Source organism: Shewanella sp. Iso12, assembly GCF_012030025.1.
In the GTDB taxonomy this organism is placed as follows: Bacteria; Pseudomonadota; Gammaproteobacteria; order Enterobacterales; family Shewanellaceae; genus Shewanella; species Shewanella algae.
The window spans coordinates 14,524-34,731 of the sequence record NZ_JAAUHW010000012.1 but is presented as its reverse complement, the minus strand read 5'-3'; the positions used below and the strand labels follow the sequence as shown (position 1 = coordinate 34,731).

19 protein-coding genes are annotated in these 20,208 nt (G+C 55.4%); 12 read left to right on the top strand and 7 right to left on the bottom strand.

Features of this window, described 5'->3' with window-relative positions; all coding sequences use genetic code 11:
- Positions 1-83 precede the first annotated feature (83 nt).
- On the top strand, positions 84-1,268 hold the full coding sequence (locus tag HCX89_RS17650) for a winged helix-turn-helix domain-containing protein (protein WP_167716841.1): 1,185 nt from the start codon (positions 84-86) through the stop codon (positions 1,266-1,268).
- Between the two features lie 7 nt (positions 1,269-1,275).
- On the opposite strand, the gene HCX89_RS17645 is transcribed toward HCX89_RS17650, so the two are convergent.
- Positions 1,276-2,382, bottom strand: a complete 1,107-nt coding sequence (locus tag HCX89_RS17645; RefSeq protein WP_107353103.1) for a diguanylate cyclase — start codon at positions 2,380-2,382, stop codon at positions 1,276-1,278.
- A 334-nt stretch (positions 2,383-2,716) separates the two neighbouring features.
- Here HCX89_RS17645 and deoD point away from each other — a divergent pair, with 334 nt between their 5' ends.
- Positions 2,717-3,415, top strand: coding sequence for a purine-nucleoside phosphorylase (deoD, locus tag HCX89_RS17640; protein ID WP_025011745.1), 699 nt, complete (start codon positions 2,717-2,719; stop codon positions 3,413-3,415).
- Positions 3,416-3,718: 303 nt separating this feature from the next.
- Positions 3,719-4,891 carry an MFS transporter TsgA gene (gene tsgA / locus HCX89_RS17635; protein WP_144221506.1) on the top strand — a complete coding sequence of 391 codons (1,173 nt, stop codon included), beginning with the start codon at positions 3,719-3,721 and terminating at the stop codon, positions 4,889-4,891.
- Positions 4,892-4,919: 28 nt separating this feature from the next.
- Here the strand turns inward: tsgA and HCX89_RS17630 are convergent, their stop codons facing one another.
- Positions 4,920-5,603 (bottom strand): Crp/Fnr family transcriptional regulator, encoded by a 684-nt coding sequence (locus tag HCX89_RS17630; protein WP_144221504.1) that lies wholly within the window; start codon positions 5,601-5,603, stop codon positions 4,920-4,922.
- 157 nt (positions 5,604-5,760) lie between these two features.
- Between HCX89_RS17630 and HCX89_RS17625 the strand changes: the two genes are divergently transcribed.
- The 5 genes from HCX89_RS17625 to mnmD all read left to right on the top strand — a co-directional run bounded on the left by HCX89_RS17625 (position 5,761) and on the right by mnmD (position 10,391).
- Complete coding sequence (locus HCX89_RS17625; protein ID WP_107005128.1) at positions 5,761-6,165, top strand: hypothetical protein; 405 nt, start codon at positions 5,761-5,763, stop codon at positions 6,163-6,165.
- Positions 6,166-6,227: 62 nt separating this feature from the next.
- Positions 6,228-8,315, top strand: a complete 2,088-nt coding sequence (locus HCX89_RS17620) for a protein-disulfide reductase DsbD (RefSeq protein ID WP_167716839.1) — start codon at positions 6,228-6,230, stop codon at positions 8,313-8,315.
- Positions 8,312-8,839: a protein disulfide oxidoreductase gene (locus HCX89_RS17615; RefSeq protein WP_071237383.1), complete on the top strand. Its 528-nt coding sequence runs from the start codon at positions 8,312-8,314 to the stop codon at positions 8,837-8,839. The genes HCX89_RS17620 and HCX89_RS17615 overlap by 4 nt, the downstream gene beginning before the upstream one ends.
- Positions 8,840-8,850: 11 nt before the next feature.
- Positions 8,851-9,588, top strand: coding sequence for a DsbA family protein (locus HCX89_RS17610; protein WP_167716837.1), 738 nt, complete (start codon positions 8,851-8,853; stop codon positions 9,586-9,588).
- A gap of 92 nt (positions 9,589-9,680) precedes the next feature.
- Complete coding sequence (mnmD, locus tag HCX89_RS17605; RefSeq protein WP_062794010.1) at positions 9,681-10,391, top strand: tRNA (5-methylaminomethyl-2-thiouridine)(34)-methyltransferase MnmD; 711 nt, start codon at positions 9,681-9,683, stop codon at positions 10,389-10,391.
- On the opposite strand, the gene rarD is transcribed toward mnmD, so the two are convergent.
- The 4 genes from rarD to fumC all read right to left on the bottom strand — a co-directional run bounded on the left by rarD (position 10,377) and on the right by fumC (position 15,970).
- On the bottom strand, positions 10,377-11,270 hold the full coding sequence (rarD, locus tag HCX89_RS17600) for an EamA family transporter RarD (RefSeq protein WP_039034967.1): 894 nt from the start codon (positions 11,268-11,270) through the stop codon (positions 10,377-10,379). The two genes, mnmD and rarD, sit on opposite strands and share 15 nt — an antisense overlap.
- A gap of 85 nt (positions 11,271-11,355) precedes the next feature.
- Positions 11,356-11,871: an N-acetyltransferase gene (locus tag HCX89_RS17595; protein WP_167716835.1), complete on the bottom strand. Its 516-nt coding sequence runs from the start codon at positions 11,869-11,871 to the stop codon at positions 11,356-11,358.
- Between the two features lie 2,058 nt (positions 11,872-13,929).
- Entirely contained in the window at positions 13,930-14,478 is a 549-nt protein-coding gene (locus HCX89_RS17590; protein ID WP_167716833.1) for a DUF2799 domain-containing protein, read from the bottom strand.
- A gap of 100 nt (positions 14,479-14,578) precedes the next feature.
- Positions 14,579-15,970, bottom strand: a complete 1,392-nt coding sequence (gene fumC, locus HCX89_RS17585) for a class II fumarate hydratase (protein ID WP_167716832.1) — start codon at positions 15,968-15,970, stop codon at positions 14,579-14,581.
- A gap of 139 nt (positions 15,971-16,109) precedes the next feature.
- Here fumC and HCX89_RS17580 point away from each other — a divergent pair, with 139 nt between their 5' ends.
- Positions 16,110-17,090 (top strand): catalase family peroxidase, encoded by a 981-nt coding sequence (locus HCX89_RS17580; protein ID WP_167716831.1) that lies wholly within the window; start codon positions 16,110-16,112, stop codon positions 17,088-17,090.
- A 115-nt stretch (positions 17,091-17,205) separates the two neighbouring features.
- Here the strand turns inward: HCX89_RS17580 and HCX89_RS17575 are convergent, their stop codons facing one another.
- Positions 17,206-17,439 carry a transposase gene (locus HCX89_RS17575; protein ID WP_025011755.1) on the bottom strand — a complete coding sequence of 78 codons (234 nt, stop codon included), beginning with the start codon at positions 17,437-17,439 and terminating at the stop codon, positions 17,206-17,208.
- A gap of 508 nt (positions 17,440-17,947) precedes the next feature.
- Here HCX89_RS17575 and HCX89_RS17570 point away from each other — a divergent pair.
- The 3 genes from HCX89_RS17570 (at position 17,948) to HCX89_RS17560 (ending at position 20,143) form a co-directional block, all read left to right on the top strand.
- A complete protein-coding gene (locus HCX89_RS17570) occupies positions 17,948-18,610 on the top strand; it encodes an OmpA family protein (RefSeq protein ID WP_025011756.1) in 663 nt (220 codons plus the stop codon).
- Between the two features lie 189 nt (positions 18,611-18,799).
- Positions 18,800-19,591 (top strand): molybdate ABC transporter substrate-binding protein, encoded by a 792-nt coding sequence (locus HCX89_RS17565; protein WP_167716830.1) that lies wholly within the window; start codon positions 18,800-18,802, stop codon positions 19,589-19,591.
- 168 nt (positions 19,592-19,759) lie between these two features.
- Entirely contained in the window at positions 19,760-20,143 is a 384-nt protein-coding gene (locus tag HCX89_RS17560; protein WP_115389763.1) for a hypothetical protein, read from the top strand.
- Positions 20,144-20,208 lie beyond the last annotated feature (65 nt).

Genomic DNA, 20,208 nt, shown 5'->3' with positions numbered 1-20,208 from the left:
CAAACTGATTACTCGCATTGGCAGCGGCATTGAGCTGTCATCATAGCGCCACGCTAAACCAAGGCTATCGGGAGCCGGGCACCATGGATACACCCTTGTATGGACCATTGACCATCGATGAATGGCTCAGACTCAACCTGCAGCGCCAGGGCTTGTTGCAACCGGCGAACTCGGCGGCGGCCATAATCCGTCAGCTGGGCTATGTGCAGATAGATTCCATTAATGTGGTCGAGCGTGCCCATCACCATGTGCTGCACAGCCGGTTGCCCGGTTATCACCCCGAGCAGCTGCAACAGGCTATTGCCGATAAAGAGGTGTTCGAGTACTGGGCTCACGCCGCGGCCTATCTGCCTATGAGTGACTACAGGTACAGCCTGCAGCGCAAACGGCAACTGAGCCAAGGGGATAAACACTGGTTTGAACCGGACGAGCCCTTGATGCGGGAAGTGCTTGCCAGAGTGCGCGCCGAGGGGCCGCTCAAGGCGAGTGATTTTGAACACCCAAGTGATCAACGTGACAGTTGGTGGGACTGGAAACCGGCCAAGAAGGCGCTGGAACAGCTGTTTATGCGCGGCGAGTTAATGGTGGTGCGGCGCGAGCGGTTTCAAAAGGTTTATGATTTGGCCGAGCGGGTGCTCCCGCCGGGCATAGATACCCGGGTGCCTGACGATGATGAGTTTGGCCGGTATCTGGTGAACCGCTTTCTCAATGCCAACGGTTTTGGCTCAGAGGCCCAGTTTGCCTATCTGCGTAAAGGCATGCGGCCGGTTATCAAGCGGGTGTTGGCCCAGGGGCTGGAGGCCGGCGAGCTGCAGCGGTTCAAGGTCGATGGTCAGCAGTATTTCTGCCCGGCAGAGCTGAGTGCGGCGCCCATGATCCCGGAGCGGGTCTGGCTGCTTAATCCCTTCGATAACCTGGTTATTCAACGTAACCGCTTAAAGCAATGGTTTGGCTTTGACTATCAACTGGAAGTGTACCTGCCGCAGGAAAAGCGAATCTACGGCTACTACAGCCTGGCCATCCTCTGGCGCCAGCAGTTTATCGGCCGGGTCGATGTCAAGGCCGACCGGCCGCGCCAATGCCTGCTGTTGCAAAACCTGGTGTTGGAGCCTGAGTATGCCAATCGGCCTTTGGATGATGTGTTGCTGGCCGAACTCGCCAGGGCCATTGCCGACTATGCCCGTTTCAATGCCTGTGAACGCTGGAAACTGGTGCGCAGCAATCACAAGGGGTTGAAGCAGCTCTGGCGTCGCCAGCAATGGCTGTGAATTGGGCTTAAGCCGGCTCGAAAAACTTTTCGGCCAGCACCACCCGGTTCCGGCCGGCACGTTTGGCGTGGTAAAGCTGCATATCGGCCTGTTTATAAAGGCTTTCGATACTCCTGCCGTGGCGCCTTGGCATATGGACTATGCCTATGCTGACCGTGATGGGTAGATGGGGCACCTGTTCATCACCGAAGTTGTGCTCGGCAACTTTGGCACGTATCTCCTCGGCCTTACGCTCGGCATCGGCGGCCGAAACTCCCCGCAGCAGCAAACCAAACTCCTCGCCGCCCAAGCGGCCAAGCAGATCATAGGGCCTGAGCCTGTCTTCCAGCAGCTGCACCAGTTGTTGCAGTACGGCATCACCACAGTCGTGGCCGTAGCTGTCATTGGTGGCCTTGAAGTAGTCAATATCGAGCAGCAAAAAGGCAAATTCGCTCAATCCTCTATTGGCTTCGGCCTTGGCGCGGCGCCAGTTTTCGAAGAAGCGGCGCCGGTTCATGGCTCCGGTGAGCGGGTCGGTATTGGCCAGTTTTTCCAGCCGCTTGAAGCTGCGGTGACGGATCCGCTCGCCGGTGTAACCTATACCAACGGCCATGGTATAGGCAGCAAAGAAGTTCACCACACCAAGACCCGCCAAGCTATCGGCTCCTTGCCACAGGTTTTGGTTCAGCGTCAGCATCAGCCAGATACAAGAGGCCAATCCCAGGCTTAACAGCAATCCGCGGCTGCGACCCAATAGTAGAAACGCCAATATGGGCGATAGCAGCAGATAGAGGGTGATTTGATGTTGAGTGCCGAGCAGTAGGCTCATCGCCAGAGCAATGCAGGTGGGCACCAGCACTGTCAGCCACTGGCTGCGGCGCAAATTACCGTAAAACCAGAGATCGGCCACAATCGCGACATGGGCCGCCAGCCCCAACAGATTGATGACGACAGCGGCGTCACTCTTGAACAGCCACAGGTAAAGCAACATGAAAAACAGCGAAGTAGCCGCAGTGGCCAGTAAGCAGGAGAGCAACTGGCCTGCCTGGCATTCTTGGGAGATCTGCCACATGGGATCGGTATCTTGCAGTCGGGTGGCAAACAGTCGGCTAACAGCCGGAGCGTGGATAATCATGATGCGGGTCCAAATGAAGAGGCCCTGAATGGGCCCTGAGATACACAGAACCCAAAAAATATGTGGCGCTGTGCCTGTTACATCTGTTGTTAATGGTGCGATTTTCAAAGATTTTCAGCAAATGACATCGTTGTCTTTTTGAGGCGGAGCAGGTTAAGCAAACAACTGGAACCGAGATCACGCGTCTCGCTTTGAAACAAATTGGCGCTAATGTGTAGTGAGTGAGAGGAATGTGGCATTTTGGTAAACAAATCCCCGCAAGCGGACTTTTGTCCTCAAGGCTTTTTTGGCACCGCCGGTAGACTCGGGTCAGTTTTTATCCGAGGAACAGCTTATGACAGCACATATCAACGCCGCCAAAGGCGATTTTGCCAAGACAGTTATCATGCCCGGCGATCCTTTGCGGGCCAAATACATTGCCGAGCACTTTCTCGAGGATGCCCGCGAGGTGACTTCGGTGCGCAATATGCTGGGTTATACCGGCAGCTGGCAGGGTAAGCCGGTTTCCGTAATGGGCCACGGCATGGGGATACCCTCCATGGTGCTCTATGGTCATGAGCTGATCAACGACTTCGGGGTTGAGCGCATCATTCGGGTGGGCAGCTTGGGGGCGACCCAGCGTCAGGTGCAGATGCGTGATGTGATCCTGGCTCAGGCGGCAGGGACAGATTCAGTCACCAACGCCAAGCGCAGCGCAGGTTATCATATGCCGACTTCGGCCAGCTTCCCGCTGCTGCTCAAGGCCTGGGAACAGGCCAAGGCCCAGGGGCTGAGTGTCAGAGTGGGCAATGTGTTCAGCGGCGATCTCTACTACGACCCGGATGAAGATCTGATCCCGGCGCTGGAGCGCTTCGGCATTCTGGGGATAGATATGGAAGTGGCCGGCCTCTACGGCCTGGCGCAGCAGTTCGGCATCGAGGCCTTGGCGATTCTGACCGTATCGGATCACTGCCTCACAGGTGAAGAAACCAGTGCCGAAGAGCGCCAGCTGTCATTTAACCAGATGATCTCGCTGGCGCTGGCCGTGGCCTAAGGAAGGTGCAAACAAGTCCCATGTGTGCTCTGCGTCGGCTTACGGGCCTGGATGTAAGGCGTGGTTCGCAGCAAATGGCCCTAGTCCTTTGCAAGAAGCACAACACAGCAGGCAGGCTTGTAAGCCACGCCCTTCGGGGCTTTCACAGCAACCGGCTCTCTGCGTTATCTGACTTCGATATGCCCCGGCATGCCTTCAGTCAGATGCCTTGAACGCCAATTGCTGTGCAAGCCACTCTCTACAAAAGAGAAGGCCACGAGGACTTATTCGCACCTTCCCTAATACGTTGATGGATGATAAAAAATGAATAATAAAATCACACTGACGGCCATCAGTTTTCTGGCCAACTTTATCATGGCGGGTTTCGCCTCTCAGTTCGGTATGTTGATAGAGCCGATTGCCACCCGCTTCGGGGCCGATGTCAACGATGTGGCTTCTATCTTCTCACTGCTGAACGGCGGCGCCCTGGCGGGGACTGTTGTGGCCTTTTTGTTGATTGAAAAGGTCGGTATCAAGCCGATGACACTGCTGAGCTATGCCGTCATCTTCCTGTCGGCGCTGGCACTGCATTTTGGCTCTTCGCTGACCGTGGTCATGGTGGCCATGACGCTGGTGGGCCTGTGCGGCGGCATCGGCCTGTGTATCGCCGGTACTCTGGTGGTGTCCCTGTGGCAAGAGCGAATCCAGTCCACCATGCTGGTGGTGCAGGATGCCACCTTTAACGTGGCCGGGGTGGTGTTTCCGCTGATCACCACTTATGCGCTGACACACTCACTGGCCTGGAGTTACAGCTATCTGGCGGTAGGCCTGGTGGCCTTGCTGACCCTGGCACTGGCGGCCTTCACCTCATTCAGCCGGGTGCAGGACCAGGGTGAACAGGCGCAGTCCGCTCAGCATTCCGAGTGGAACTTCGGCATTATCAGCGGCGGTCTGGGGCTGTTTCTGGGCATGCTGGCGCTCTATACCTTCCTCACCTGGGCGCCTATGTTTGTGAAACAGAAGTTTGAGATCCCGTTTGAAGAAGCGGGCAATATCATCACCCAGTACTGGTCGGCGGCGTTGGTGGGCGCCTTGATCTCAACCCTGATAGTGACCCGGATGCAGATCCGTCACTTCCTGTTGATGATCATCTCGTTGGCACTGCTGCTCACCAGCTGGATTGTCAGCTGTGGCGATCTGGAAACCCTGGGATACCTGACCTATGGCTACGGCTTTGTCTGCGCCGCGCTCTATAACGCCTTTATCGCCTATGGGGTTTCCTTTGTGAAACAAGCCAGTAGCCGCAATGTGTCCTTCATTTTGATCAGCGGCAGTGCCGGTGCCATGTTCAGCCCGGCGATCAGCTCGATGGCGGAAAAGATAGTGGGCTTGCAGACCGTCATGTACGCCATTCCTGTGCTCTACGGGGTGATCTTGCTGATGCTGCTGGTGTCCAATTTTGGCTTTAAGCGTCAGGCCGAGGTGGCGGTGGCCTGAGCCACTTCTCAATCAATAGATAGGGGAGCTAAAGCTCCCCTTGCTCGACAAAAGCCTGCAGCGCCTTGAGATCCATTATCTCCAGCTTGCCCTTGCTGCGCCGAACCAACCCGGCTTCTTCCAGCGATTGTATCGCCCGGCGGTAGACTCTGGCGGTAGTGCCGAAACGCTCAGCCTCCAGATAGCCCTTGTTGAACCCAGATACCGGCAGATCGTCCAGCTGCTGGTGGTAGAGGTCGTAGGCAATGTTGTAGCTGATGGGGTAGAGCATACGCCGGGTGAAGATGTCCACTGTGTCCTGATAATCTATGGCGATGGCACTGGCGAAAAACAGCGCCAGCCTGGGGTGCTCACCCAAGGCCTGCTGCAGCTTGTCGGCGGGAATAATGCCGCAGGTCAGGGTGGTTTCTGCCAGAATATCCAACTGGCAGGGATACTGGGTGAAAAACTCCATTTCACCGAATAGCTGCGAGTCGCATTTCAGGGTGCCGAGTTGAAAGTTGCGGCCGTTGCGGGCGCTGTAGCTCATGGCTATTTTGCCACTGGGCACCAGTACCAGTTGATTCAGCTTCTGCCCCTGTTGCATCAAGGCCTCTCCCGGCGCAAAGCGGCGCTGCTCGCTGACGCAGCTGAGCAATACCCGCTCCACCAGAGGGTAGTCTGATTGCCACTCCTGGGAGTATCTGCCTTGGGTAAGAGGTTTGAGCTGCATCTTGGGGTCGCAAACTTTGGCTTGGTGGGTTTGATTATCCTGCCAATAGTGTAGATGGCAAGCAAGGATTGGTTGCAGCAGCGGTTTCAGGATTGACCTTTGTCACCAATCATGGAACCCTATCGGCATTCTTGGGCCATACAGAGCAAAGTGCAGCATGGGGTTTTCACTCGGTGTTAACCGCTTCTCCCTCAAAGACAGGGCGCTGGTGTCATTGATCATCAGTCTGCTGGTGATCCTGCTCTGTTTTGGTCAGCAGCTTTCGCTGTTTGGTTCCTGCCCGCTCAAGGCTCAGCATCAGCTGACGCAGTTTGGCGTTGATACTGCGCCGACTCACGCCAATGATGCGGGTAAGGCGCAGCTCAATGAAGAGCCCTGCCATCTGTCTTCCCATATGCTGAATCTGCAACCTGTGGTGTTGCAACTGGGGCTCACGGCTCTGTTGCTGTTTCTGCTGTTGCTCAACTGGCTCGGCAGTACCCGACCTTTCAGTGTTTATCTCTCCCACCCCATAGTCTCCAAACGAAGGCGACACTCAGTGTTGTGCGTGTATCTGGAATGAAAACATCCTGAACTCTTGCCGGTTAATACCGGGTTCTGATGTTTTGTTTTGGAGCTAATTTCATGTATTTAAAAAGAATATGGCATGCCTTCGCGGTATGTCTGATGCTGCTCAGCCAAGTTGCATTGGCAGAGCCGCTGAGCAGTGGCTGGCTCAAGCACCCGGATCATCCTCCGGTGAAGGTGCAACTGACGCTGGCCGATGTTGATGCCGACCAAGTCGGTGAGCTCAACGCCCTGCTGGATGTGGCCCTGAGCGGCGACTGGAAAACCTACTGGCGCGCACCGGGGGAAGGCGGGATCCCGCCGACCCTGGACTGGTCCGCCTCGGAGAATATTGCCACGGTCGACTGGCACTGGCCCTTGCCGCAGCGCTATGTGTTGCAGGGCATAGAAACCCTGGGTTACAAGGGCGATACCCTGTTTCCACTGACTATTCGCCTCAAGGATCCCGGGCAGCCGTTTCGGCTCAAGGGCACCCTGACCCTGTCTTCCTGCACCAATGTCTGTGTGTTGACCGATTACCCTGTGGAGCTGAGCGGTCAGGCCGCCGGGCTTAAGGCCGATGACGGCTTTTTGCACCAGTGGGGCGAGGCGATGGCCAGGGTGCCACAGGGCAATGGCGGCGCGGTATTGCAGTCGATTGTCTGGGATGAAAAGCAGCAGTTGTTGCAACTGGCCATAGAGGCCGCGAGCCCCTGGCAACAGGCAGATCTGTTTCTGTTCGGCGAGGATGAGACAGTCAGCGAGCTGATCTTCTCCCGGCCGCAGATCCAGACAGATGGCAAACGGCTGACCGCCACTTTTGGGGTCAAACACTGGCTGGGAACGCCGGATCTGGAGGGTAAGCCGCTGCTGATTCACCTGGCCGACACACACCTTTCGGCCGAACTGAGCGGTGCCATCGCCACAGACCATGTTGCCAAGCCGCAGCCGAGCCTGCCGCTGTGGAGCCTGTTTCTGATGGCGCTGGCTGGTGGCCTTATTCTCAACATCATGCCTTGCGTATTGCCTGTGCTGGGTATGAAGGTGCACGGGGTCATGATGAGCAGCCAGGGCAGTCGCAGTCAGGTTCGCGGCCATTTTATGGCTTCGGCACTGGGTATTTTGCTGTCCTTCTGGTTGATTGCCGCAGGTCTTAGCTTGCTGAAGTTGTCCGGTCAGTCGCTGGGCTGGGGGATACAGTTCCAGCAGCCCTGGTTTATCGGCTTTATGGTGCTGCTGACCTGGGGCTTCGGCCTCAACCTGCTGGGGGTGTTTGAAATCAACCTGCCTTCCAAGTGGCAAACCCGTCTGGCCGGTGCCGGTGATGATTCGCGCCTCGGTCATATGCTGCAGGGGATGCTGGCCACACTGCTGGCCACGCCATGTACCGCGCCGTTTCTGGGTACTGCGGTGGCCTTCGCCCTCGGCGCCGACTACCCCATGCTGTTTGCCCTCTTCAGCGCCATGGGGCTGGGAATGGCCTTGCCCTGGTTGATGTTGGCGTTGTGGCCGGCGTTGGCGCAGCGTTTACCCAAGCCCGGGCGCTGGATGAATTGGGTCAAGCCTGTGTTCGCGCTGATGATGCTGGCAACCTGTCTCTGGCTGCTGAGCCTGCTGCAAAGCTTCTTCTCCGTTGCGGCTATCTTGGGGCTGGGCGCCTTGATGTTGCTGCTGACACTGGGACTGCTGGGCAAGCGTTACGGCACTCAGGTAATGGTGTATGCCATTGGCGGCAGTTTTCTGTTTGCCAGCCTAGCGCTCGGGGTAGGTTATCTGACCCGGGATGCCTGGGTCAGCCCTTTGCCTTCGGATCACCACTGGCAACCGCTGAATTTGGTGCAGCTCAAACAGGCTGTCGATGAGGGCAAGACAGTGTTTGTCGATGTCACGGCCGACTGGTGCATTACTTGTCAGGCCAACAAGGTGGGGGTGCTGCTGCAAAACCCTGTCTATGATGCCCTCGGCGATGACCGAGTGCTGCTGATGCGCGGTGACTGGACCAAGCCCAGCGAAGAAATTACCGCCTATCTCAAGGCCAATGGCCGCTTTGGGGTGCCTTTCAATCAGGTCTATGGCCCGGGAACCCCCGCCGGTAAGCCATTACCGGTAATCCTCAGCAGTGATGGAGTATTGGCGGCCTTGGCCGAAGCGGAGAGCAGACAATGACCCAGGAAAATAAACCAGCCCACAAGGGGCTTAAATGGCTCAAGACCCTGCTTGGCTATGGGCTATTCATTCTGGTGGTGAGTGTTGCCCTCGATGCCTTTCGCAGCCGCGAGATGCCGGAAACCCTGCCGCTGCAAACGGTTCAGAGCCTGGCCGGCAGTCAGCTGGATATTGCCGCCATGAGTATGGAGCGCCCGGTCATCCTGTACTACTGGGCCAGCTGGTGTGGCGTCTGCCCCTTGGTGTCCGGCACTGTAGATGGTTTCAGTGACAGCGAGCAGGTGGTGACTGTGGCGCTGCAATCGGGCAATAACACCCAGGTCAAGCGGTACCTGCAAAACAAGGGTTACGGCTTTGAGGTGGTCAATGACCCCAGCGGCGCCTTGGCGCGCTCCCTTGGAGTGTCGGCGACACCGACGCTATTGTTTATCTATCAGGGCGAAATCCGCAGTAGCACCACAGGAGTCACAAGTTGGCCGGGGATCTGGCTGCGACTCTGGCTGACAAAAATGAATTTAATTTGAGGAATAACAAGATGAAGTATTGGATAGTATTGAGTGCCTGGCTGCTGGCGGCCAGCGGCAGTTTACAGGCGGCAGAGCAGAAGTTGAGCCAACAAGAGGAACAGCAACTGGGGCAGATCCGCAGCATTTTGGTCAAGCATCCGGAGATCATTCCCGGCGTGCTCGGCAGCATAGAGTCTTATGTGGAGCAGCGACAGTTGCAGCAGCAAGCGCTGGCCAAGCACAAGGACTGGCTGTTCAACAACCCGCAGATGCCGACCATGGGCAGCAGCAAGCCTGAGTTGCAACTGGTGGTGTTTACCGACTACAACTGCCCCTACTGTAAGCGGATGGAACTGGAATTTGCCAAGCTTTTAAAGGCGTTCCCAAACTTACAGGTGGTCAATGTGTTTGTACCATTGAGGCAGATAAAGGCCCAGGGCACTGAGCTTTCTTCCGGCGCCTTTGCCCTCGAGGTTTGGCAGCAGGATCGCAAGGATTTCCCCCGGGTACATGAACTCTTGATGGCCAAGAATGGCATGCACACAGGGAACTCACTGCAGCAGGTCGCCAAGGCGACGGGCACAGAACAATACCTCAAGCCCAGCTCGAGCGCCGACGAGTTGATGCATACCAATGTGAGAGTCTTCTCTGAACTGGGCTTTGGCGGCACGCCGACACTGCTCATAGGTGATGAAGTGATCCCCGGCTATATCGACTATGCCACCCTCAAGGCCGTGGTACAGCAGGTGCTGGAGCGCCAAGGGTAATTGGCTTGCGGCCGTTATCGCCTTTCTGGGATAATTGGCCGTCGCCGGGGCGAGCGCCCCGGCTTTCCCCGCACAGATGATTAAGAGTCGAGATGAAACACGTAAGCCTGCAGCTGACCGAAGACGGGTCACATACTCTATTTAATGCCGAGCTCAATGAGACCTACCACTCCCACAAGGGGGCGTTGGCCGAATCCCGTTATGTGTTTATCCACGCCGGGCTCGAGCAGGTGTTGCAGGACTTTGACCATCTGGCGATTCTGGAAGTGGGCTTTGGCACCGGGCTCAATGCCCTCATGACCCTGGGTAAGGTGCTGGAGCTGACAAAGGCGCGTCAGCAGAGTGGCTTGGCGCCGCTGCCGGTGCGCTATGTCACCATAGAGCCTTATCCCTTGTCCGCTGAGCTGATTGAAGGGCTGAACTACAAGGGCATGCTGCCCGGCTGGTATGCGCCGCTGTTCGATGCCTTGCACGCCGCCCCCTGGGATCAGGATGTGGAAGTCATGCCGGGTTTTGTGTTGCGTAAGGTCAAGGGCAAACTGGAGCAGCTCGAGTGGCAGGGCGAACCCTTCAACTTGGTGTATTACGATGCCTTCGCCCCCAGCAAGCAGCCGGATGTATGGGCGCTGGATAACTTCAAAAAGTGCTATGGGTTGCTGGAGCAGGGCGGCTTATTGGTGTCTTACTGCGCCAATGGCCAGTTCAAGCGAGATCTCAAGGCCGCCGGTTTTCAGGTTAAAGCTTACCCGGGAGCCCTGGGCAAGCGCGAGATGACCCGCGCCTGGAAGTTAGACCCGCTTTAAGCTGCGACGCAGGCCGGGCAAGGCCTCCAACGAGCACAGCAGCAGCCCGGCCCAGATGAGGGAGAAACTCACCAGTTTCACCTCGTCAAACACCTCACCAAAGATGACTACCGCCAGCAAAAATTGCAGGCTGGGCTCAATGTATTGCAGCAAACCCACCATGGACAGACTCGTGTATCTCAGCGCCAGGCTGAATAGGATCAGCGGCGCCAGCGTCACGGGCGCCGAGCCGATATAGAGCATAATGCCTTCGCTGCCGCCAGCCAGTGCGGCGCTTTGCTCTGTGGCCAGCAGATAACAGAGGTAGCCCAAAGCAAAGGGAGTCAGCAGCAGTGCTTCCAGGGTAACCGAGGTGAAGGAGTCAAAGCGGATAAACTTTTTCAGCAGCCCGTAGAGGGCAAAAAAGCTGCCCATCACCAGAGACAACCAGGGCAGGCTGCCGTATTGATATACCTGCCAGCCAATACCGGCAATGGCCAGCACCACGGCGGCCAGTTGCGCCTTACTCAGCTTGTCGCCGAGGAACAGCACCCCCAGAGCGATGGCAAACAGAGGGTTGATAAAGAATCCCAGGCTGGCCGCCAGCACCTGACCATGGGTCAGGGCCCAGGTGAAGCTGACCCAGGAGATACACATAATAAGCCCGGCGGCAAAGCACAGCAGCAATGAGCGTTTATCGCGCCACAGCGCGCCAAAGGCTGGTAATGGTCGTCTCAACAGGACAAAGACCAGCAGCATAAAGGGCACTGACCAGATGACCCTGAAGGCCAGCAATTCGAAGATGGCCGCATCCGGCAGCAATTGATAGTAGAGGGGTAATATTCCCCAAAGCACGAAAGAGAAGGCCGCCAGAGCGTTTCCCTTGAGAGAGCTGGACATGATTGTCACCGAAACAACACAATACTCGGATATGGCGGCTATTCTGGCATGGCCCTTATAAAAGGGAAGTGAATTAACTCACTGTTTAAAAAATCTTTTCATTCTGTTTAAACCAGTGACGGCGCTGGAGCTGCATTTCCAGTAACTCAGCATCAGAAGCGGGAAAATTATTTGTTTTCGTTTCCGCCAGCTGGCCTCGGGCCACTATCTCAAACCCCAGTGCCTGATAACAGCGGCGGGCCGCGAGATTGTCATGGAACACAGCTAGGCTTAGATGCGTAACCTTGGGATCGGCAAAGGCGCGCTCTATACCCTGACGCATTAACTCCCGCCCCAGCCCCTTGCCTCTATGCTTGGGGGAGCAGATCACCCGGCATAGCCTGATTTCATCGGGTTTTCTGGCCAGCAGTTCCAGATAGCCCAGCAGCGAGTCGCTGTCCAGGCTAGCTTGGTCACTGTCTTCGACTCTTGTCAGCGCCAAAGGGGTGAGGTTTGCCTGGGCTTGATGCTGCTGCAGCTTTGATGGTGACAGCGGCCAACCCAGCCCTGGGCCTGCCCAGCGCAGACAAGCCTCTGCCGACTCTATCCAGGAGAGTAACAAACCGGCCTATTGTGGCTGAAAGGGTTGCAATATGCAGTCGGACATTGCGCGTTTCCTCCTTTGAGTTCAACTTGCCAAGTTAACCCAGGGATGGGGGAGGTGCCAGAACTGTTGGCACCAGAAAGGGGTTGTGCAGCTGGCGCTGCGGTTATCAGGGCTTTAAGCCAAAACTCACCAATAAACTTGGTCTTAGCTGCTCGCAAAATTGCAGCCCATCACCTGCGGTGCGCCCCTCGCACAGGCGATCCTGTGACACGGCGTTAATACGTCCCTGTAGCCTCGACGAAAACATCTGACCTACATGGACGTAGGAAATGCCGAATTTGTCAGGAACAGAATTCGGCCCTGTTTTCGACGGTCACAGTTCCACCTGTGCCTGGGAATCAAGTGTATGTCTATAAACACTTGAGAAGTTTCAAGCTACTCCATTTTCACAGAATTACACCGACTCCCGCTTGAAGCGGCCGCAGGGCGTTGATGACAATCGCGTAGCGAGGCATGGCCGTTCACGGGCGTCCTGCCCTTCACGGCATTGGGACTCCTGTCCGGCAGATGCCCACTCAGCGCCAGTTAATCAGGGGCGAGTGTCGTCTAGCGACGAGCTAACGAGCGCGAAACAGGATGTTGAGCTGGGCCAGAGTCACATGGATGTGACTCTGAGCGCCTGGCGCGATAGCGAATTGGTATCATAAGCACAAGGGGTTGTCCGCTGCGTCGCGGGTCGCTGGGGGTTTGGAAAGGGGGCGAGTCGATACAGCCCCCTTTCCTCGGGTGTGGGGCGGCGAGTGTCGCATAGCGACATGCTTACGAGCGAGAGCCAGGGATGGCGAACTGGCCCTTGTGCATGGATGCACTTGCTCCACGACTTTAGACCGCTGGTACAGCGGCTATCATGGCTTCCAGCTAAAAGTATCTAAGCTAGTATTGCCCGAGCTTCCGGCGACGGATGTTGCTCATTGCCTGCCGCAGGCTTATGCACAGGCGATCCTGTGACACGCTGCGAGTACGTCCGTGTAAGCTCTGCCTCGCCATCCCTGGCTCGGAAGGTCACAGTTTCGCCTGTGCCTGGAATTAGGTGTATATCTGCAGAACTCTGAAATGCTTCCAGCTACTCAGTGCTAATAGAATTGCACCAATTCCCCCTCGGTGTCGCCGAAAGCCGTTGGCGTAAATAACGTGGCTGAGGCATGGATGCAGAAGCAGCGCCAGTCGAATCAGGGATGAGCGTCTGAAGCGGTAGTTATTTGCGCCATTAGGCCGAGGGGCTTTCGACACCGTGTGGGGCGGCAAGGGAGATCCAAGAGGGGATTGCTGTTGATCCCCGCTTGGTCGGGTGTGGGGCGAAGCTCCACGACTTTAGGCTGCTGGCACAGCGGCTATCATGGTTTTGAGCCAAAACTCACCAATAAACTTGGTCTTAGCTGCTCGCAAAATTGCAGCCCATCACCTGCGGTGCGCTTTCGCACAGGCGATCCTGTGACACGGCGTTAATACGTCCCTGTAGCCTCGACGAAAACATCCTTGTTTTCGACGGTCACAGTTCCACCTGTGCCTGGAATTAGGTGTATATCTGCAGAACTCTGAAATGCTTCCAGCTACTCAGTGCTAATAGAATTGCACCAATTCCCCTTAGGAGCCGCTGCAGGTGTTGTTGCAAATTGGCATAGCCGAGACAGGGATGTCGAGGCTCGAAGGTCGAGCAGGGATGCGAGTCCTGAGTGTAGCCAATTTGCTTCATAAGCCAGCAGGGATTTCGGCTACGTCGGGGTGTCCTTGGGGATGCAAGGGGCTTTGGACAAGCAAAGCCCTTTGCCCGGTGTGGTGTGGTGTGGAACACCACGACTTTAGGCCGCTGGCATAGCGGCTATCATGCCTTTGAGCCCAAACCACCAATGAACTTGGTTTTAGTTGCTAGCTAAGCTGCAGCCCATCACTTGCGGTGCAGGAACGAAATTAGGACCTATTTCGACGGTCACAATTTTATCTGGGGCTGAAAACAGGCGCACAGATTAAATTCATGAGTTTTGGCACTGGATAGCTTGATATCGAAGGCGAGCCTCAGAATTGCCATCTGAACTGCACATCCGGTACATGAAGATACCTGAGCTCGTTCACCAGGTTATCTTTTTCATTCAGCAGCTGTTTTTTCTTCTCCAGAGTGCTGGCCTTGTCTGTCATGGACACCAGTTTCTGATCCAGATCGCGGATCTCATAGTCGATCTGACGCAGGCGGTTGCGGATCTCATCGGCGCGTTTATTGAGCTGGTATTGGCGGTAGCCGGCATTGTACTGTTCGACAAAGGCGTTGCTGGAGCAGACCCCGGCATAGCCTTCACCCGCCAGACCGACACGGTAACCATTTTCCGGCTGACAGTAATTTTGCAGCCCCTTTAGATAGCCTTCGCGCCAATCGCTATGATTGACCCGGATACCGAACTCGGCACAATCTTCGGCATAATCATTGATTCTGCTGGCATGAGCTCCATTGTTGCCATCCTGAAGCCCCAGGGAAAACCAATCTGAGTTTTGGCATTGATTGAGGTCGAGTGAACTGCATTGGGTCAGCATGAGCGCGCTCAGTGTCAACAAGATATTTTGGTATTTCATTCTGTAAATTACTGCGTATCAGTTGAAAATGCCGACCATATGGCGGTGAATCGGCATAATACAGCGATTAGCTCTAATACTGATACGTTTTAATACAAATTTACAATTTAACCTCGAAAGGGCCCAACATGTTCGCCGGATTAACCCAAGTATCAAACTCGGCCTCTGTCACCAGTCCTGACTCCAACGCAGCTTGCCTCAGACTAATGCCTCTTTGGTGGGCGTCCTTGGCGATTTGGGCAGCCTTGGCATAGCCTATGTGAGGATTGAGGCTGGTGACCAGCATCAAGGAGCGCTGCAACTGCTTGGCGATCATCTGGCGGTTGGGTTCCAGCCCCGAAGCGCAGCGTTCATCGAAGCTCAGACAGGCATCACCCAGCAATTCGGCACTTTGCAGCAGATTGGCGGCGATGAGCGGCCGAAAGACATTGAGCTGAAATTGGCCGTTGCTGGCACCTATGCTGACGGCAAGATCGTTGCCCATCACCTGAGCCGCCACCATGGTCAGCGCCTCGCACTGAGTCGGGTTAACCTTGCCGGGCATTATGCTGGAGCCGGGTTCGTTGGCAGGCAACTGCAGTTCCCCTATACCGCAACGGGGGCCGCTGGCGAGCATGCGAACATCATTGCCTATCTTCATCAGGCTGACCGCCAGGCGCTTGAAGGCGCCGCTGAGTTCCACCATGGCATCGCTGGCACTCAGTGCCTCGAACTTGTTGGCCGCGCTGACAAACTGCTCACCACTGAATGACGATATCAGTTCGGCAGCGCGCTCGGCATAACCTGCGGGAGAATTGAGCCCAGTACCCACGGCTGTGCCGCCAAGAGCCAATTCACGGCAGTTTGCCAACGCCTGCTCTATGGCGCCTATGCCTTTATCCAACTGAGTCTCCCAGGCGCTGATCTCCTGTCCCAGTGTCAGTGGGGTGGCATCCATAAAGTGGGTGCGGCCGGTCTTGGTAATATCGGCGAACTGCTGTGACTTGCGTTTAAGGGTATCGCGCAGTGCACCTATGGCCGGCAGTGTGTGTCTGCAGGTCTTGAGCACTACGGCGATATGCATGGCGCTGGGGAAGGTATCATTGCTGCTCTGGCTGCGATTGACATCATCGTTCGGGCTCAGGCTGATGGCCTTATTTGCCAGAGCCATGCCTCGATTGGCTATCACCTCATTGAGGTTCATATTGGTTTGGGTACCGCTGCCTGTCTGCCAAATGACCAGTGGAAAGTGCTGCTCCAGTTGGCCCGCCAAGATTTCATCGCAAACTCTGGCGATGAGCGCCGCCTTGTCCTTGGGCAGTTGCCCAAGCTCGGCATTGGTCTGGGCTGCGGCTTTTTTCAACAGGGCGAAGGCGTGGATGATGGCCTTTGGCATACTCGCTTGCGGGCCTATGGGGAAGTTTTCCAGACTGCGCTGGGTCTGGGCGCCCCAGTATTTGTCTGCCTCTACCTTGACCTCGCCCAGAGTGTCTTGCTCAATCCGATATTGCATTGCCGCCTCCTGTCGTCTGTTGCCGTCCTCAGCATAGCATGGCCTTTGGGTCTCTCCTGAAATAATCCTCCGGGTTTCCCGGTCTGGATTGAGCGGCCTGTTTCAGGCCTGGATTCTGATTTTTACAAAAGGAGTAAGCATGAGAGTATCGGTTTGGCCTGCGCTATTGCTCTTGGGGACTCAGTTGGGTGTTTTGGGCTCCAGTTCGGTAATGGCGGCTCAGGCAAATGATTTTATTCAAGTATTTGAAGCGCTTTCCGGTAAACATCCGGGAGAACGTAAGGGGCATGCCAAGGGAATTTGTACCATTGGCAGTTTCCAGCCTAGTGCAGGGGAGCCCTGGCTCAAGGAGTTACCTCTGTTTGCCACAGAGCAAGCACTGCCCGCTCAGGTACGTTTTTCCATGGCGGGCGGCGATCCTTTTGTGGCCGATACCAGTCGCAGCCCAAGGGGGATAGGCGTACGCATCGAACTGCCGGATGGGCAGGTGCATCAGTTGGCCGGGCTGAGCACGCCAGTGTTTCCGGGAAAAGATCCCGACAGTTTTCTTGGCTTGCTGCGCGCATCTCTGGCTCAGCGTGAGGGGGAAACCGGCGCGGTTGCACGCTATCTGCAGCAGCATCCGGATGCGGCCCATCAGGGGCAGTGGCTCAAGCAACACAATCCGCCGGCGGCCTATACATCGGTCAACTACTTTGGCATTCACAGCTTTATCTTTGGTAATGAAGACCAGCAAAAGCGCTTTGGTCGCTGGGAGCTTTGGCCTGTGGACGGAGAGCAGCCTCTGACGGATGCCGAGCTGGCACAATTGCCGGATGATTTTCTGCAGGACAGATTGATGCAGAGGCTGAAAACAGGGCCGGCTCAGTTTGAGCTTAAGCTGACCCTGGCCGAGGAGGGGGATCCCTTGCTGGACCCTTCACAGCAGTGGCCGGATAACCGGCCCAGGATCACTCTCGGGCGCCTGACCATAGATTCGGTTGCGGCTTCGGCCTGTGACAAGCTGAATTTTGATCCCAATGTGCTCAGTAAAGGGATTGCCGCCAGTGATGACCCTGTGCTGCGGCTGAGATCCGCGGCTTATGCCATCTCTTTTGGCAAGCGTCTAAGCAGCCAGTAACGGCAATAAAATGACAGGAACGAACCTTAAAAATGTAACGCTTTATAGTTGTTATATGTACATTTTTTATCGTTGGGGGCGATAACAGTGTGTCAGGTTCGCTCCTGTCGAAACTTTAACGGATTAGGGTGAACTCCTGGCTCAACTGACGAATGCGCTGCTGCAGTTGCAGCAGTTCTCCCATCAGCCGGGATTGCCTGGGCCTGCTTGTTGTTTCATTCTGTGCCAGCCATTGATAAACCTGTTTGGTGGAGATCCCATGCTGACGGGCAACGTCAAACATGAGCCTGCCGTTTTGGGTCACTTCCTTAATGGCTTGCTGTCGCAGCTTCTGCTCGTTAATTTCCATGCTGCCTCCTTGATGGTTCAAGAATGGTTTTCCAGAGCTGTGATTCCACATCTGCTATTCCACATCCCATTGGCTGTAGCCCAAGTGTTTGAGGCAATGCCAGAGTGAATGCCAACTGCTGCGCATTTTCATCAGTGTTTTCATAATGACTCCTGAACAGTGGAATACTGCTTTATAGGTATGTAAGAAACATGCCAGTTTTTAATCTTCTTTTAACTTGTTGATATAAAAGAAAATTGATTCATTTCATTATTAGGTGTACCTGCCTGGCGCCACCCAATAGAGTGCAGTCTGCTCTATTTTGGGACTTCATTTGATGTCAGCGCCGTGACACTTGGCTGACAATCCTGGTTAGGAAATGTCGGATTTGACTGAATCTATGCTGAACGCCGTGCGGATTTGCCGCCTCTATGGCCTCCGGGGGATTGTCTGCTTGAGGTGCTGCTATATACTTTGGCGCCAGGTAGGTTCCGCTTAGCTTGGAACAAGCAGACGAAGGAAAAATAACATGAAAAAGCGCGCTTTTCTGACAGCCCCTCTGTTGCTGGCAATGCTGGCAACTGGCTGTACCACTGTGAATCCTTATACCAATGAGCAACAGACTGCCAAGGCGACCAACGGAGCATTGATAGGTGCCGTAGCCGGCGCGGCCATAGGTGTGGCCTCCTCCAGCAAGAGCGACAGGGGCAAGGGTGCCCTGATAGGTGCCGCATCCGGCGCTGCCGTAGGCGGTGGTATCGGCTATTACATGGATGTGCAGGAAACCAAGCTGCGTCAGCAACTGGCGTCTACCGGTGTCAGTGTGACCCGGGTGGGCGATACCATAGTGCTCAACATGCCCAATGAAGTGACTTTCCAGGTCGATAAGACAGATCTCAGTAGCGGCGCCATGCGGGTATTGGACAGCGTAGTGCTGGTGGCCAAGGAATATGACAAGACTCAACTGAATGTAGTGGGTTATACCGACAGCAGTGGCTCTGAGTCCTACAACCTGAGATTGTCACAGGTTCGCGCCAGTGAGGTTGGTAATTACTTGATCCGTAAAGGTGTATCCGGACAGCGGGTATTGACCCAAGGCCGAGGTGAGGCCAGCCCAATCGCTTCCAATGCCACCCCTCAGGGACGGGCACAGAACCGTCGGGTAGAGATTATTCTTAGTCCTCTCGGCTAAGATTTTAAGTTTAAGGGTCGCTTAGGCGGCCCTTTTTATTGGGTCAAATTGTCCCTTTCTTCGGTTCTCCTTGTCAGATGGCGTGATCTTGAGGGGAATTTATGACAAGTTTTGCCGTGGTGCGTTGATTTGTGATGCGGTTTGGTTGAGTTTAGCGGCATCTGTATCTTATACACCGGAGAAAAATAAATGAAAAAGAGCGTCTGCTTACTCGCCCTGTTACTGCCCGCCTTCTCTCAGGCGGCGGATCTGGAGTTCAGGGCCGCGGGAAGTTTGAAGACCGCCATGACGGATGTTATCGCCAGTTATCAGGCCGATGGCGGCGTTAAGGTCAATGCCCAGTTTGCCCCTTCAGGCTTGCTCAGAGGCCGAATTGAAGAGGGCGAAAAGGTCGACCTGTTTGCTTCGGCCAATATGAAACACCCACAGAAGCTGATGCAGGAAGGCAAGGGCGCGCCTGTGGTGATGTTTGCCCGTAACCGCCTGTGCGCCCTGGCGCAAGATAATGTTCCTCTGACGACAGAGAATATGCTGGATACTCTGCTGGACAGCAAGATCAAGCTGGGCACCTCCACTCCCAAGGCCGACCCTGCCGGTGACTATGCTTTCAAGGTGTTTGACCGCGCCGAAGCTATCAAGCCCGGTAGTCAAGCCAAACTGGCGGCCAAGGCCTTGCAATTGACCGGTGGCGCCGACAGTGCCAAGGCGCCGAAAGGCAAAAATCCCTATGGCTGGGTGATGGCCAACAAACAGGCGGATGTATTTTTAACCTACTGCACCAATGCCGTATTGGCCAAGAAAGAAGTGCCTGATCTCAAGATAGTGGCGTTGCCCGAGTCGCTGGCAGTGGGTGCCAACTATGGCATGCTGGTGCTGGATAAAGCCGACTCTGCCGCCTGGCCGCTGGCCATGTATATTCTGTCTCCCAAGGGGCAATCCATTCTGGCCTCTTATGGCTTTGAAGCACCGCTTAAGCCCTAAATCTCTATCCGGCGGAAGCGGGTTTTACTCTGGAGATGTGCGAGTCAGTTGCTCTGAACTGACTCGCACTCTCTTTATGGGTATTTCACATTTTTTTGGCCAAATCAGCTTGCACAGGCAATTATTATCCTTCTAAAGTAGGGCATTATGTCCTTGCCAGGGGGGAGCATGCTCGAAACCAAAGGCTTACCGATAGCGACAGATTATCTCGGCGACGAGGTGAGATTTATCCGCCTTTGTTATGACAGTCAGGGCTTGGATATCGAGCTGAGTGTTGAGGGCAGCCGGGCATTGGTGCACTTTGACTCTGTGGTTGGCTTTCGGATGCTGGATGAAGGCGATCTGATGGAGTTCTGGACCGAGTGCAGCCTCTCCAATGGCTGGTTGTTCCGTATCTCCAACGGTGGCTGGTATCGCCAGGAGGCCGAACGCAGCGGCTTTATGGCTAGCGCCAATCTCAAGTTGCAGGAATATCTACTGGTGAGCCGCAATGAGTGTGTCTCTGTCTTCTGTGAACAGGATGAACCCAAGGTGCACTGGCTTAAGGACTGACCCGCGATCTTCCACAGTCAGAGGGCGAGCCTGGTCGCCCTCTGCTATTTCTGCAATTCATCAAG

Bases quoted from the DNA above. Each gene is read 5' to 3' on its own strand.
- deoD (WP_025011745.1), top strand. From the start codon at position 2,717: ATGACAGCACATATCAACGCCGCCAAAGGCGATTTTGCCAAGACAGTT.
- HCX89_RS17580 (WP_167716831.1), top strand. From the start codon at position 16,110: ATGAGAGTATCGGTTTGGCCTGCGCTATTGCTCTTGGGGACTCAGTTG.
- HCX89_RS17615 (WP_071237383.1), top strand. From the start codon at position 8,312: ATGACCCAGGAAAATAAACCAGCCCACAAGGGGCTTAAATGGCTCAAG.
- tsgA (WP_144221506.1), top strand. From the start codon at position 3,719: ATGAATAATAAAATCACACTGACGGCCATCAGTTTTCTGGCCAACTTT.
- HCX89_RS17650 (WP_167716841.1), top strand. From the start codon at position 84: ATGGATACACCCTTGTATGGACCATTGACCATCGATGAATGGCTCAGA.
- HCX89_RS17560 (WP_115389763.1), top strand. From the start codon at position 19,760: ATGCTCGAAACCAAAGGCTTACCGATAGCGACAGATTATCTCGGCGAC.
- HCX89_RS17565 (WP_167716830.1), top strand. From the start codon at position 18,800: ATGAAAAAGAGCGTCTGCTTACTCGCCCTGTTACTGCCCGCCTTCTCT.
- HCX89_RS17645 (WP_107353103.1), bottom strand. From the start codon at position 2,382: ATGATTATCCACGCTCCGGCTGTTAGCCGACTGTTTGCCACCCGACTG.
- HCX89_RS17610 (WP_167716837.1), top strand. From the start codon at position 8,851: ATGAAGTATTGGATAGTATTGAGTGCCTGGCTGCTGGCGGCCAGCGGC.
- HCX89_RS17620 (WP_167716839.1), top strand. From the start codon at position 6,228: ATGTATTTAAAAAGAATATGGCATGCCTTCGCGGTATGTCTGATGCTG.
- HCX89_RS17575 (WP_025011755.1), bottom strand. From the start codon at position 17,439: ATGGAAATTAACGAGCAGAAGCTGCGACAGCAAGCCATTAAGGAAGTG.
- rarD (WP_039034967.1), bottom strand. From the start codon at position 11,270: ATGTCCAGCTCTCTCAAGGGAAACGCTCTGGCGGCCTTCTCTTTCGTG.
- HCX89_RS17570 (WP_025011756.1), top strand. From the start codon at position 17,948: ATGAAAAAGCGCGCTTTTCTGACAGCCCCTCTGTTGCTGGCAATGCTG.
- fumC (WP_167716832.1), bottom strand. From the start codon at position 15,970: ATGCAATATCGGATTGAGCAAGACACTCTGGGCGAGGTCAAGGTAGAG.
- HCX89_RS17625 (WP_107005128.1), top strand. From the start codon at position 5,761: ATGGGGTTTTCACTCGGTGTTAACCGCTTCTCCCTCAAAGACAGGGCG.
- HCX89_RS17590 (WP_167716833.1), bottom strand. From the start codon at position 14,478: ATGAAATACCAAAATATCTTGTTGACACTGAGCGCGCTCATGCTGACC.
- HCX89_RS17630 (WP_144221504.1), bottom strand. From the start codon at position 5,603: ATGCAGCTCAAACCTCTTACCCAAGGCAGATACTCCCAGGAGTGGCAA.
- mnmD (WP_062794010.1), top strand. From the start codon at position 9,681: ATGAAACACGTAAGCCTGCAGCTGACCGAAGACGGGTCACATACTCTA.